The 13,696-nt window shown below is 70.0% G+C and carries 9 protein-coding genes and 3 pseudogenes; 6 read left to right on the top strand and 6 right to left on the bottom strand.

Annotated elements, in window-relative coordinates; translation table 11 throughout:
* Positions 1-8 precede the first annotated feature (8 nt).
* Positions 9-1,379 (bottom strand): alpha-amylase, encoded by a 1,371-nt coding sequence (locus KI385_RS37695; protein ID WP_238576517.1) that lies wholly within the window; start codon positions 1,377-1,379, stop codon positions 9-11.
* A gap of 333 nt (positions 1,380-1,712) precedes the next feature.
* On the opposite strand from KI385_RS37695, the gene KI385_RS37690 reads away from it, so the two are divergent.
* The gene (locus KI385_RS37690; RefSeq protein ID WP_238576516.1) at positions 1,713-3,146 is read left to right on the top strand and encodes a Gfo/Idh/MocA family protein; all 1,434 of its coding nucleotides are present in this window, start codon (positions 1,713-1,715) and stop codon (positions 3,144-3,146) included.
* Positions 3,147-3,211: 65 nt separating this feature from the next.
* On the opposite strand, the gene KI385_RS37685 is transcribed toward KI385_RS37690, so the two are convergent.
* Positions 3,212-4,600: a cation:dicarboxylate symporter family transporter gene (locus KI385_RS37685; protein WP_238576515.1), complete on the bottom strand. Its 1,389-nt coding sequence runs from the start codon at positions 4,598-4,600 to the stop codon at positions 3,212-3,214.
* Between the two features lie 210 nt (positions 4,601-4,810).
* Positions 4,811-5,566 carry a L,D-transpeptidase family protein gene (locus KI385_RS37680; RefSeq protein ID WP_238576514.1) on the bottom strand — a complete coding sequence of 252 codons (756 nt, stop codon included), beginning with the start codon at positions 5,564-5,566 and terminating at the stop codon, positions 4,811-4,813.
* 241 nt (positions 5,567-5,807) lie between these two features.
* On the opposite strand from KI385_RS37680, the gene KI385_RS37675 reads away from it, so the two are divergent.
* Both KI385_RS37675 and KI385_RS37670 read left to right on the top strand, forming a co-directional pair.
* Complete coding sequence (locus KI385_RS37675) at positions 5,808-7,610, top strand: ABC transporter transmembrane domain-containing protein (RefSeq protein WP_238576513.1); 1,803 nt, start codon at positions 5,808-5,810, stop codon at positions 7,608-7,610.
* Complete coding sequence (locus KI385_RS37670; protein ID WP_238576512.1) at positions 7,607-9,388, top strand: ABC transporter ATP-binding protein; 1,782 nt, start codon at positions 7,607-7,609, stop codon at positions 9,386-9,388. Before KI385_RS37675 ends, KI385_RS37670 begins: the two co-directional genes overlap by 4 nt.
* A 72-nt stretch (positions 9,389-9,460) precedes the next feature.
* Here KI385_RS37670 and KI385_RS37665 read toward each other — a convergent pair whose 3' ends face one another.
* On the bottom strand, positions 9,461-9,790 hold the full coding sequence (locus KI385_RS37665; RefSeq protein ID WP_238578110.1) for a zinc-binding metallopeptidase family protein: 330 nt from the start codon (positions 9,788-9,790) through the stop codon (positions 9,461-9,463).
* A 302-nt stretch (positions 9,791-10,092) separates the two neighbouring features.
* Positions 10,093-10,506 (bottom strand): annotated as a pseudogene (locus KI385_RS37655) (M20/M25/M40 family metallo-hydrolase); the annotation flags it as partial.
* Positions 10,507-10,822: 316 nt separating this feature from the next.
* On the opposite strand from KI385_RS37655, the pseudogene KI385_RS44300 reads away from it, so the two are divergent.
* From KI385_RS44300 to KI385_RS37645, 3 genes and pseudogenes are all read left to right on the top strand, one after another.
* Positions 10,823-11,074, top strand: a pseudogene (locus tag KI385_RS44300) (hypothetical protein); the annotation flags it as partial.
* 86 nt (positions 11,075-11,160) lie between these two features.
* Positions 11,161-11,337, top strand: a pseudogene (locus KI385_RS44295) (hypothetical protein); the annotation flags it as partial.
* Positions 11,338-11,949, top strand: a complete 612-nt coding sequence (locus KI385_RS37645; RefSeq protein WP_238576510.1) for an Lrp/AsnC family transcriptional regulator — start codon at positions 11,338-11,340, stop codon at positions 11,947-11,949. It abuts the pseudogene before it with no gap.
* A 248-nt stretch (positions 11,950-12,197) separates the two neighbouring features.
* On the opposite strand, the gene yczR is transcribed toward KI385_RS37645, so the two are convergent.
* The gene (gene yczR / locus KI385_RS37640) at positions 12,198-13,685 is read right to left on the bottom strand and encodes a MocR-like transcription factor YczR (RefSeq protein ID WP_483439809.1); all 1,488 of its coding nucleotides are present in this window, start codon (positions 13,683-13,685) and stop codon (positions 12,198-12,200) included.
* Between the last annotated feature and the right edge of the window lie 11 nt (positions 13,686-13,696).

Genomic DNA, 13,696 nt, shown 5'->3' with positions numbered 1-13,696 from the left:
GGCGCGTGTCAGCGCGCGATATGCAACGCCACCGCGCTCTTGGCGGGCACGGTCAGCCGCACCTTGCCGTCATCTCCGACCGTGACCGTGTTGCCGCCGCAGTCGTCCGGAGCGGCCTTGACCACATTGCAGTACGTCCCGCCGGGCAGCGACGTCGCGAACGTCCGACTCAGCTCACCGTCACCATTGTTGAGGGCGACAAAGCCGGCCTTCCCCCGCCCGAAGGCAAGCGCGCTCCCCCCGTTGTCCCACCAGTCGGTCAGTTCGGCGGAGCCCACCGCATTACGGAAGCCGACCATCCCGGTGATCTCCCGCTTGGCGTGCTCATTCGTCCAGCCGCCACTGCCGCTGGGCGGACCCGCGTCCTTGTCGGACCACTCGTAGCCGGAGTACACGTTCGGTGAGCCGTAGGGCGAGGCGAGCATGAAGACATTGGCGAGGGTGTAGGCCGCGCCGTCCTTGTAGGTGAGCGTCGAGCCGTTGCGCTCGGTGTCCCAGTTGTCGACGAAGGTACGGGCCTTGTCGCTGCCGAGCTTGCCGTCCGCGACGGACTTGAGCTGGGCGATGTTGCCGCCCTGGAAGGCGCTCTTGAGGTGGCCGCCGTAGCGGAATTCATCGACATCGCCGATGCCGGTGTACTCGTCGGGCTGGACCGCCTCGCCGGAGCCGTGGATGACCTCCTGCACCCAGTAACCGGGGTCGCTCATCTTGCCCTTGATGGCGGAGATGTCGGTCGCGGAGATGTGCTTGGCGGCATCGATCCGGAAGCCGTCCACGCCCAACGACCGCAGATCGTCCAGGTACTTGGCGATGGTGGTGCGGACATAGTCGCTGCCGGTGTCGAGGTCGGCGAGCCCGACCAGTTCGCAGTTCTGGACGTCGTTGCGGTCGCCGTAGTTGGAGATGTTCTTGCGACAGCCGTGGAAGTCCTGGTCCTGGTAGAAGCCGGGGTAGTTGTACTTGGTGTACTGCGTGCCGCCGGTACCGGTCCCCGAGCCGGCCGCCATGTGGTTGATGACGGCGTCGGCGATGACCTTGACGCCGGCGCCGTGGCAGGCGCTGACCATCGAGGCGAACGCGGTCCGGTCGCCCAACCGTCCGGCGATCTTGTAGCTGACGGGCTGGTACGAGGTCCACCACTGGTCGCCCTGGATGTGCTCGGAGGCGGGCGAGACCTCGACAAAGCCGTAGCCGGCCGGGCCCAGCTGATCGGTGCAGGCCTTGGCGACATCCGCGTACTTCCACTCGAACAGCGTGGCCGTGACGGTCTTTTCGCCGGGTGGGGCGGCCTGCGAGGACCAGGGCGCGACGGTGGCGAGGCCGGCCGCGGCCAGCACTCCGGCCAGCGCCCCGCCCAGCACACGGGAACGTTGCTGCATCTTGCGGCTCCTTCGTCATCGGGCACGGCAAAGCACACCGCGCCCACGAGAGCAGCCACGCGCCAGGCCGCCATGGGGGGATTCCGATATCGGAGCCTGCCGTTTGTCTCGTGGACACGTCAAGGCCTTCTGCAAGGCTTTTCAGTGAGTTGCGAAAGATGCTGTCGGGGACTCGTCCGGTCTTGCAGCAAGCGGCCCGGTATTGCGGCGAAGAGTCCAAGCGTGTCGCCTCAAGAGTCCAATCGGCCCTCTTGTGCCTCCGGCCCCCGGCCGACAGGGTCCTGACCGAGGTTCACACCTGCCCCGGCGCACCACCGCTCCCATGGAGGATCGATGAACGAGGCACAACCGCAGAACCACGACCACAACGAGGCCGGCCCTAGCCGCCGTTCGGTCCTGTGGACCGCCGGTGCGGCGGGCGCCGGGCTGGGGCTCGGCGGGCTCACGGCCGGGCAGGCCGCGGCGGCCGCGCCCGAGGCGGCCGGTCCCGCGCCGGCCGCCGCCACGACGCCCGAGGCCAAGGGCAAGACCATGATCGGGGTGCCGTTCGAGCAGCGCAGCACCGTACGCGTGGGCATCATCGGCCTCGGCAACCGCGGCGGCAGCATGATCGACCTCTTTCTCGCGGTGCCGGGCGTACGCGTCGTCGCACTGTGCGACCCGGTGAAGGAGAAGACCGCCAAGGCTGCCAAGAAGGTCACCAACGCGGGGCAGCCCGCGCCCGCCGTCTACACCAACGGCGACCATGACTTCGAGAACCTCTGCAAGCGCGGCGACATCGACTTCGTCTACGCGGCCACGCCCTGGGACTGGCACTTCGAGATGGCCAGGACGGCGATGCTCAACGGCAAGCATGTGGGCGTCGAGTGCCCCCTCGCGCTCCGCCTGGACCAACTGTGGGAGCTGGTCGACCTCTCGGAGCGGACCCGCAGACACTGTATGCAGCTGGAGAACTGCTGTTACGGCAAGAACGAGATGCGGGTCCTGCGGATGGCGCATGCCGGCCTGTTCGGTGATCTGCTGCACGGCGCCGGTGCGTACATCCACGATCTGCGCGGCCTGATGTTCGACCCCAAGTACTACGAGGGCCCGTGGCGCCGCCTGTGGCACACCCGGCTGCGCGGCGATCTGTACCCCAACCACGGATTCGGCCCGGTCGCCAACTACATGGACATCAACCGCGGCGACCGCGCCGTACGCATCTCCAGTGTCGGCACCCCCGCGCTGGGCCTCGCCGCGTACCGCAAGGAGCACATGCCGGCGAACGACCCCAGCTGGAAGGAGTCGTACATCGAGAGCGACCGGACGATCAGCCTCGTCCAGACTGCCAAGGGGCGGGTGATCCGGCTGGAGCACGATGTCTCCACTCCGCACCCCTACAGCCGCATCAACAGCCTCGGCGGCACCAAGGGGCTCTTCGAGGACTACCCCGAGCGGATCTATCTGGAGCCGGACCAGAACAACGACGAGTGGGGCGACTTCAGCAAGTACGCGGAGTGGGACCACTGGCTCTGGAAGGAGCACGCCAATCCGCCCGGCGGGCACGGCGGCATGGACTACATGCTGGTCTTCCGGCTGATCCAGTGCATCCGGCTGGGCCTCGTACCGGACTTCGACGTCTATGACGCGGCGACCTGGACCGCGCCGGTGCCGCTGAGCGACCGCTCGATCAAGGCGAACGGCGCCCCGCAGGAGATTCCCGACTTCACCCGGGGGCTGTGGAAGAAGGCCCGCCCGGGGATGGATTCACCAAAGCCGCAGGAGTAGAGGGACCAGGGAACAGGAACGCTCCGGGGCCCGGCGGGCGGCCGCGCGCCGCCGGGCCCGGCACGTCATTTCTCGCCGCTCGTGGCGGGTACGGTGCCCGGCTCGGAGGCGGCCTCCAGCGGCTGCTCCGGGGCCGGTTCCGCCTCGTGGGCCGGGGTGGCCGGCCGCTCACCGTTCATGACCTTCTTCGCCGTCACCCGGTCCAGCGCACCCTCCCAGCGGGACACCGCGAAGACCGCGACACAGTTGCCGAGCAGATTGGTCGCCACCCGCATCGAGTCCATGATCCGGTCGACGCCGAGCAGCAGGGCGACCGCGGTGGCCGGGATGACGCCCAGCGCGGAGGCGGTCGCGGACAGCGCGAGGAACGCCGAACCCGGCACCCCCGCCATGCCCTTGCTGGTCAGCATCAGCACCAGCACGACGGTGATCTGCTGGCCGAGCGAGAGATCGACGCCGATGGCCTGGGCGATGAAGAGCGTGCCGATGGAGAGATAGATCGAGGCGCCGTCGAGATTGAAGGAGTAGCCGGTCGGCAGTACGAGGCCCACCGCGTCGTCCCGGCAGCCCGCGGCCCGCAGCTTCTGCATCATCCGCGGCATCACGGTCTCGCTGGAGCCCGTGCCGAGCGCCAGCAGCAGCTCCTCGCGGGTGTAGCGGACGAACTTCCACAGGCTCAGCCCGGTGACGACCTTGAGGGCGCATCCGAGCAGGACGAGGAAGACCAGCGCGACGCCGTAACAGACGGCGATCAGCTTGCCGTACGTCGACATCGCGCCCAGTCCGTACTCCCCCACGAGGTGGGCGGTGGCGCCGAAGACCGCGAGCGGGGCGAGCTTCATGATGTAGCCGACGATGGTGAACACGACGTCCTGGGCCTGCTCGATCAGCGGCAGCAGCTGTGGCACCTTCTGCTGCCCGAGGTGCAGCAGCGCCGCGCCCACCAGGCAGGCCAGCACCAGGACCTGGAGCAGCGAGTTCTCGGCGAACGCACCGACCGCGCTGTTCGGCAGCGACTCCAGGATGAACTGGGCGGTGGAGGGCAGCTGTCCGCCGCCCGTCTTGGCCTCCACCGCACCCTTGTCCAGGGACGCCGGGTCGACATGCATTCCGGCCCCGGGCGCGAAGACGTTGGCGGCCAGCAGGCCGATGACGAGCGCGAGGCTGGTGGCCACCTCGAACCAGATCAGGGCCTTGACCCCGATGCGGCCGAAGGCCTTGAGGTCGCCCGCCTTGGTGATGCCGGCGACGACGACACAGAAGACCAGCGGGGCGATCATCGCCTTGATCAGACGGACAAAGCCGTCACCGAGCGGCTGGAGCGACGATCCCGCCTGCGGCCACAGCCGTCCGACGAGGACACCGAGGGCCAGGGCGATGAGTACCTGTACGAACAGACTGGTGCGCAAAAGACGGCCTGCGCGGCGGGTGAGGGTTCCGGTGGCGTGCGGCACGGGCACTCCTACATGGACGGTTTCTGTAATGCGGAAATGGACTTCCGCGGTCCGTCACTATTGCCGCTTGTTGTTCACCACGAAAGAGCCCGATGTAACTTCCAGGGAAATCTTGGAGCTTGGTCCAAGACGGATCGCGCGACCCCTCCCCTTTCGGACCGGGATGACCGCGACAACCGCCTTCGCCCTGCCTTGTTCCACCTCGTGCGCTCAGGCCGCGAGATGCGCCTTGTCCCCCATGACCACCACGGGGTGCCGCGCCGGATCGAGGGCGCGCAGCAACGCCTGCATCCCGGCCTTCGAGACGCTGACACAGGCGGAGGTCCCACTGCCGTGGTCCATGTGCAGCCAGATCCCGCCACCCTTGGACTGCCCCTCCGGGCGGCTCGGATCCAGCGGCGAGGTCCCCTTGACGCGGTTGTAGTTGATCGCGACGACATAGTCGAAGTCATGGCGGGTGTTCTTGGACCAGTACGACGGCGGGGTGAACGCCGAGGAGTGCGTATAGGGCAGTTTGGCGCCGGGGTCGGCGAGCACACCGCCCGCGTCGGTCAGCGTGAACACACCGACGGGGCTGCGCTTGTCCCCCTCGCGGTGGTTCACCGTCCAGCCGCGCCGGCCGTTATGGGCAGCCCAACTCCCCTTGCGGTCCCAGCCCTTGGCGCCCTTTTCGTAGAGGACGACCGTGGCATCGGCGGAGTCCGCACCCCGCCCGTACACCGCCACGACCTGACGGGAATCGGCGGGGATCCGCGACCGCAGGGCGGTGCCGACCTCGGGGATGTTCTTGAGGTGGGTGGTGGCCGACGCCCCGCGGGCCGGGCCGCCGGGGCGCTCCCCCTTTCCCGCACCGTCGTCCTTACCGCCGCCGTCCCGGCCGCCCGCGCCGCCGCCACAGCCCGCCAGTAACACCAGCCCCGCCGCGGCCACCGCCGCCCTCCGCACCGCACTGCCCACTGTTCGCATGCCCCCATCGTCGCACCGCCGGCCTGACGGCCCTTCAGCACCCGCCCGGCGTCCGCGCCTCGCCACACGATTGTCCGAATGGCGTGGCCGCAACGGAAAAACCGTTTGAAATCAGACCACCTCGCGGGCCAATCTTCCAGGGCCTCCGTCGATGACGAGACGGGCGAGAGGGACATTTCACCTGCCGTGACGGCGCGCTGACCCTCCACCACGGCTCCACCACGACCTCGTCTGGGATCTCATGCACCTTCGCGACCTTCCGCATACCGACCCCGGCGTCCCGGACGTCCGTACAGGCGGCACCTTCCTCCGATGGCTGTGCAGACAGCAGCTCGGCGGCCAACTGAGGGCCCTCTGCTGGGGGCTGGTGAACCTCGGCGCCATCGCGTCCTTCCCGCTGCCGGTGGGGCTCGCCGTGCAGGCCGTGGTGGACCGCGACGGCGGCCGGCTCGGTGTGGCCGCCGGGCTGATCGTCGTGCTGGGCGCGCTGATCGCGCTCGGCAGCACCATGCTGCACCGTGCCTCCGTCACCAACTGGATCGGCACGGTCGCCCGGATGCAGCAGCTGCTCGCCCGCAAGACCACGGAACTGGGCTCGGGCATGACCCGACGGGTGGCGGCCGGCGAGATCGCCGCCGTCAGCACCGGCGATCTGGAGCGGATCGGCTGGTTCGTCGAGGCTCTCTCCCGTTTCGGTGCGTCGGTGGTGACCGTGGTCGGCGTCTCCGTCGCCCTGGTCTTCTACCAGCCGCAGCTCGGTGTCCTGGTGGTCCTCGGCGTGCCCGTCCTGGCGCTGGCCGTGCTGCCGCTGCTGCCGCCCGCCACCCGGCGCGCCGACGTACAGCGCGACAAGGCCGGCCGGGCCACCGAGCTGGCCTCCGACACCGTCGCCGGGCTGCGCGTACTGCGCGGCATCGGCGGTGAGGAACTCTTCCTCCGCCGCTACCGCAGCGCCTCCCAAGAGGTCCGTGAGGCCGCCGTCCGCAGCGCCCGGATGTGGTCGCTGATCTCGGCCGTCCAGGTGGCGCTGCCGGGCCTGCTGCTCGTCGCGGTGGTCTGGTACGGCACCCGGCTCGCCCTCGACGGATCGGTTACCGTGGGCCAACTGGTCGCCGTCTACAGCGCGGTGGCCTTTCTGCTCTTCCCCCTACAGAACTTCGAAGAGTTCGCCCAGGCCTCTTCCTTCGCCAGGCCGTCGGCGAAACGTACGGCCCGGGTACTGGCGCAGAGCCGGCCGGCCGGCGGGCGGACCACCGGCCACGAGGCACCGCCCACCGGCGATCTGCACGACCCGGTCAGCGGCCTGACCGCCCCGGCCGGCCGGCTGACCGCCGTGGTCTGCGGCGACCCCGATGCCGCGGGCCGGCTCGCCGAACGCCTCGGCGGCCACCCGGCGCAGCACGACGAGGACGGCGCCGACGCGGACAGCCCGCTGTCCGTCGTCCTCGGCGGCACACCTCTGGACGACCTGCCGCGCGACGCCGCCCGCGGCGCCGTACTCGTCCAGGACAAGGACCCGATGCTGCTCTCCGGCACCCTCGGCGAGCTGCTCGACGTACCGGCCTCCGGGCATGTGGACGCGACGAAGGCGCTGGCGGCGGCCCAGTGCGACGACGTACTGGCCGCGCTGGCGCAGGCGTCCGTCGACGACTCCGGCGACCCGATGCGCACCCACATCACCGAGCGCGGCCGCTCTCTGTCCGGCGGCCAGCGCCAGCGGCTGGCGCTGGCCAGGTCGTTGGTCGCCGACCCGGAGGTGCTGGTGCTCGACGAGCCGACCAGCGCCGTCGACGCGCACACCGAGGCCCGGATCGCCGACGGACTACGGGAGATCAGGACGGGCCGCACGACGGTCGTGCTCACCTCCAGCCCGCTCCTTCTGGACCGGGCCGAACAGGTGGTGTTCCTCCACGAGGGCAAGGTCGTCGCCGAGGCCACCCATCGCGAACTGCTGCACAGCCACCCCACCTACCGCGCCGTCGTCACCCGCGAGACGGACAGCGAGCCGGCGATGTCGACCGGCACGACCGAGGAGACCGCATGATCGGCCTGGCGCCGCCGGAGCACGATCCGGACGCACCGCAGATCCTCACCACACTGCCCGTCGGCTCACCGGCGACGGTACGTGGCTATACCCGCGGCCTGATCCGCCGCCACCGCCGGGCGTTCACCGTGCTGGTCACCGTGAACGCGGCCGCGGTGATCGCCTCCATGGCCGGTCCTTATCTGCTCGGCGGGGTCGTCGAGAAGCTGTCCGCGGGCGCCCGGGACGTCCAACTGGGGCACACCGTCGCACTGTTCGTCCTCGCACTGGTCGCCCAGACGGTGTTCGTCCGCATGGTCCGGCTGCGCGGGGCGATGCTCGGTGAGCTGATGCTCGCGGATCTGCGCGAGGACTTCCTCGTACGGTCCGTGGCACTGCCGCCGGGCGTCCTGGAGCGGGCCGGCACCGGCGATCTGCTGTCGCGGATCACCACGGACATCGACCGGCTGTCCAGCGCGATGCGCGAGGCCGTACCGCAGCTGTCCATCGGTGTGGTGTGGGTGGCACTGCTGCTCGGCGGGCTCACCGTCACCGCGCCGCCGCTCGCGCTGTCCGTGGTGATCGCGCTGCCGCTGCTGATCGTCGGCTGCCGCTGGTACTTCAAGCGGGCGCCCGGCGCCTACCGTTCGGAGGCCGCCGGCTATGCCGCGGTGTCCGCCGTGCTCACCGAGTCCGTGGACGCGGGACGCACCATCGAGGCCCATCGGCTGGGCTCACGCCGTATCGCCCTGTCCGAGGACCGCATCCGCACATGGACACAGTGGGAGCGCTACACGCTCTTCCTGCGCTCGGTCCTCTTCCCCGTCATCGATCTGACGTATGTGCTGCTCCTGGGCTCGGTGCTGCTGCTCGGCGGGGCATTCGTCATCCAGGGCTGGATGACCCCGGGGCAGCTGACGACCGGCGCTCTGCTGGGGCAGATGTTGATCGAGCCGGTCGGCATGGTCCTGCGCTGGTACGACGAGCTGCAGGTGGCCCAGGTGTCCATCGCGCGGCTCGTCGGCGTCCGGGAGATCGAACCGGAGGCCGGTGGCACGGAACGGCTCCCCGACGGCCGGGACGTCCACGCCGACAAGGTCAGCTTCGGCTACCGCGCGGGCGTCGATGTGCTGCGCGAGGTCTCGTTGCGGGTCCGGCCGGGCACCCGGCTGGCGCTGGTGGGTCCGTCCGGCGCCGGCAAGTCGACGCTCGGCCGGCTGCTGGCGGGCATCTACGGTCCCCGCGCCGGCACGGTCACCATGGGCGGCGCCGAGCTCTCCGACCTGCCGGCCGAGCGCATCCGCGAACTGGTGGCACTGGTCAACCAGGAGCACCACATCTTCGTGGGCCCGCTCCGCGACAATCTCCTGCTGGCACGCACGGCGGCGACGGATGCCGAACTATGGGCCGCTCTCGGCGCGGTGGACGCCGCCGACTGGGCACGGGCCCTGGACCAGGGCCTGGACACCGAGGTCGGCTCGGGCGGCCATACGCTGACACCGGCCCAGGCCCAGCAGATCGCGCTGGCCCGCCTGGTACTCGCCGATCCGCACACGCTCGTACTGGACGAGGCGACCTCCCTGCTCGACCCACGGGCGGCCCGCCACCTGGAACGCTCACTGGGCAAGGTGCTGGACGGCCGCACGGTGGTGGCCATCGCCCACCGGCTGCACACCGCGCACGACGCCGATGTGATCGCGGTCGTCGAACAAGGCCGCATCAGCGAACTGGGCAGCCACGACGAACTGGTCGCCGCCGAGGGCGCGTACGCGGCGCTGTGGCGGTCGTGGCATGGGTGACCTCATGTGGCTCGGCGCCGGTGCAGGTCCGCGTTTCGATGCGCAGTGTCGGCAGCTGTGGCCGTATCCCGCTCAGTTCACGGTCGTTCCCGTCTGCCGGCCGGCCAGGCGTCCGAGCAGCGAAGTGCGGTGTGATGCGTCGGTGGCGAGCGCGAGCGCGGTCCAGGCCATGGCGAGGCCGCCGTCCAGCACCGCTCGGTCCGCGCCGTCACCGGTGCCGTAGCGGGTGAACTCGGGATGGTGTGCGGTCGCGTTGTTGGTGTTGTAGCCGATGAAGGGGTGAATGGACGGCACCAAGTGGGAGACGTTGCCCATATCGGTGGATGCGCCGCGCATGCCCTGCTCGGAGGGGATGACGGTACGGCCCGGACGGGACGCGGCATCGGCGTACAGGGACGCCATCAGGGTGTCCTGGTGCAGGTCGACGTAGTCATTGCCGACACTGCGAATCTCCAGGTCAGCTCCGGTGGCCAGCGCGCCTGCCGCGAAACAGGCGCGGATCGCGCACTGGAGCTCGCGCAGGTCTTCGAGGGTCTCGGCCCTGCAGTCGTAAGAGGCGTCGGCCCGGGCCGGGATGACGTTGGGGGCCTCGCCGGCGGAGGCGACGAAGCCGTGGACGATGCCACCGGGATCATCTGCTGGCGTTGCAGGCCGATGGCGACCTGGGCGAGGGTCATCGCGTCGGCAGCGTTGACGCCGCGGTGTGGCATGACGGCGGCATGGGCGGGCGTACCGGTGTAGGAGACCTGCCAGCTGCTGATGGCCAGGGTGCGTGCACCGGCGCAGTCCTCCGGGCCGGCGTGGACCATCATCGCAGCCGCCACGTCGTCGAAGGCACCCCCATGGATCATGTCGACCTTCCCGCCGCCGTATTCCTCTGCCGGGGTGCCCAGCAGCTTGACGGTGACCCCGATCTCGTCGGCGATCTCCGCCAGTGACAGGGCTGCGGCCACAGCGGCCGCTCCGTTCACGTTGTGCCCGCAGGCGTGCCCGATACCCGGCAGTGCGTCGAACTCGGCGCAGATGCCGATCACGAGATCGCCGCTGCCGGCCGTGGCGGTGAAGGCGGTCGGCAGGTCGCACACTCCGCGCGCCACCGCGAAGCCACTGCCCTCCATCAGGTCGGCGATCTCGGCTGCGGATCGGGTTTCCTCGTAGGCGAGTTCGAGCTCGGCGTGGAGGCTGTGACTGAGCGCGATCATGTCGTCCTGGCGTGCCGTCAGCCGCGCTCGGGAGCGCTCACGCAGGGCGTCGGCGAAAGCGGTGGAATGGTTCACAGGATCCTCTCCTGGAGGCGTGCCACCCGCCCGTGCCTGAGGAGGACGGCGGGGCACGAGGCCCGGCGACAACGCACGGGCCCGGTGGAGTGGTGGAATCAGGAAGCCAATGTGGATCACAGGCGTCAGCTACGACAATGGGTGGCCCTAATGTCGGATGAAGGCGTCAGGACAAGCTGCTGCAGCGGCGAATCCCGACACATCCATCCGCCTGGGCAACGCGCTCGGACAACCCTGCACAACCCGAGCAGCACCACCGGATACTCAGCGGCACACCGCAACGAAGACCACCGTGACCAGCAAGGACGACGACCCGACACCCATCGCCCTCGACGCCCTTGACCAAGTCGTCCTGCGGACCCTGCGCAGAGAGCCCCGGGCGAGCTACGCGGAGGTCGCCGCCGCCACCGGCGCTCATGAACGGACGGTCGCCCGCAGGGTGGAACGCATGCTTGGCACCGGACGCATCCGCTTCACCGCGAGCCTGCTCCACGAATACATCGGCACAGGAGTGGCCGCCCAGCTCGCGTCCGGTGCGCCCCCGGTCACCTCCACGACACCGCCCGCGCCCTCGCCCGTCGTCCCGATACCTACTCGGTCGAGGTCGCAACCGGCCCGGCCGCGGTCTTCGTCGAGCTGACCGTTCCCGACCACCGCGAGCTGCTCTCCGTCGTGGACGGCCCGATCGCCGGAATGACCGGTGTCGTCGGCATCGAGACACAGCTGCTGCTCACCTTGCTGCTCACCTTGCTACTCACGGCCAACGACTGGGCACCGTATGACGACGAGCCGACTGCGGTTCGACGCGCCGTGAGCCAGGGAACACCGCTGCCGACGCCCCTGCCGACCGATGAACTGGACGAGCAACTGGTCGCACTCCTGAAGAAGGACGCCCGGATGTCCACCACCCGCCTGGCCCGGGAACTGCGGGTCGGCGAAACCACCGCCCGCCGCCGGCTCTCCCGGCTCATGGGCTCCCACGTCCTGCACCTGCGGCTCCACGCGGAGCCCGAGGTCCTCGGCTTTCCCATCGAGGCACGCTTCCACCTCGCCGTCCCGCAACGCGGTCTGGACGCCACCCTGCGAGCGCTCGGCCGTGAACCTGAGGTGCGCTCACTGGCGCTCACCTCCGGCCGGTACAACGTCCTCGGCTACTCCAGCCACCGCTCCATGGAAGACCTGCACGACTTCAGCAGCCGCGCTTTCGGCGCCGCCGACGGCATAGCGACCGAAACCGCCCTGCTGATCCGCAGCTACAAGCGCGCCGGCGTCACAACCCTCTGAGCCCGACCGACGCCGCACCGCCACGATCCGAACCAGGGCCATGCCATTCGGCTGGTCGAGCTCCTGCGTCTGCGGGCCGGCCGCGCTCCACCCGACTTCCGCGTTCAGTGACGAAGTGGCCCGCGGTGACGTCCGCGTTCGTGCCGGAGGAAGCCGCGCCTCTGGCTGGCCGGTGAACCCCGGTCGGCCCGACCGGCGTTCACCGAGACCACCCTCTTTCTGCTGGTCACCGGGCGTGAGGTGCCCTCTCAGGCGACCCAGTGCGGTCGTCGGGTGGTGGACGAGAGCGTGAGGCCGTCGGCGAGGGTGGCGGCCATGCGGTGTACGGCCTCGCGCAGGGCCTCTGAAGGTGTGGTGTAGGGGATGCGGAGCCGTTGTTCGAAGATGCCCGGGTCGGTGGCGAAGTAGGCACCGCTCTCGATCCGCACCCCGTGGTCCAATGCCCGCTCGGCCAGCGCCGAGGCGACGGGCGCGCCCAGATCGACCCACAGCGACAGACCGCCGGGCGGCAGTTGCCAGGTCCACTGCGGGATGTGCTCGGCCAAGGCCTCGGCCAGAGCAGCGCGCTGCCGGCGCATCTGTTCCAGGCGGGACGGCAAGAGCTCCCCGGCCCGTGCCAGCAGGGCGAGGGCCAGGAGTTGGTCCACGACTGAGCCGCCCATGTCGGTGGCGACTCGCTGGCCGGCGAGTTCGGTGACGAGCCGGGCGGGGGCGCGCAGCCAGCCGATGCGCAGGCCGCCCCAGTGGGTCTTGCTCATCGAGCCGATGGTGATGACCTGGCCGGTTCCACCGGGCGTGGCGTGGGAGGCGAAGGGCGGCGGGGCGGGGACGTCGAGGGCGAGGTCGGCCAGGGTCTCGTCGATGACCAGCCAGGTGCCGGAGCGCCCCGCGGTGCGCAGGATGCGGACGCGCTCGTCCTCGGGCATGAGGCAGCCGGTCGGATTGTGGAAGTCGGGTATCAGATAGGCCAGTTGGGGCACCACCTGACGCAAGGCCGATTCGACGATCTCGATGTCCCAGCCGGTATCGGTCACGGGGACCGACACGGTGCGCAGCCGGGCGCGGCGCATGGCCTCCAGAGCGTTCGGGTAGGACGGATTCTCGACCATGACCCGGTCGCCGGGGCGGCAGAGCAGCCCCAGGACGAGCGTGAGTGCGTGCTGGGCGCCGGAGGTCACCAGGATCTGTTCGGGCACGGTGGCCAGGCCCCGCCGGGTGAAACGCTCGGCGATGGCGGCGCGCAGTTCCGGCAGGCCGTAGGGGTGGTAGCCGGGGGTGTGCGCGTGCTCGGCCAGCTGCGGGGCGATCTGGACGAGGGCATCGGTGAGCGTCTGCTCCGGCAGTCCGGGTGCGGCTCTGGCCAGGTCGATCGCGGTGTCCTGGGGGCCGAGGAGGCGCCTGATACCGCTGGGAGTACGGCCATCGGGCAGGGTCGTCCAGGTGCCGGAGCCCTGGCGGCTGTGCGCGTAGCCGCTCTCGCGCAGCAGGTCGTACACGGCGGTGATGGTGGTCCTGCTGGTGGTGAGGGCGGTGGCCAGTTCCCGTTCGGCGGGGAGTTTGACGTGCAGGGCGATACGGCCGTCCAGGATCAGCGCGCTGATCGCCTGAGCCAGGTGGCGGTAGGCGGGCCTCGTTCCGGCCGGGTCCGGCAGCATCGCGGCGAGCTGTCGGCTCCCTATGGTCCGGTCCGTGCGGCCCACCCTGTCCGCGCGCGGGAACGAGTTCGTGTCAACCACACCATTCTCCC

The sequence above is a fragment of the Streptomyces inhibens genome, from assembly GCF_022221585.1.
GTDB lineage: Bacteria > Actinomycetota > Actinomycetes > Streptomycetales > Streptomycetaceae > Streptomyces > Streptomyces inhibens.
Note: the sequence above shows the minus strand (reverse complement) of the source record. Positions and strands in the feature narration are given on the sequence as shown.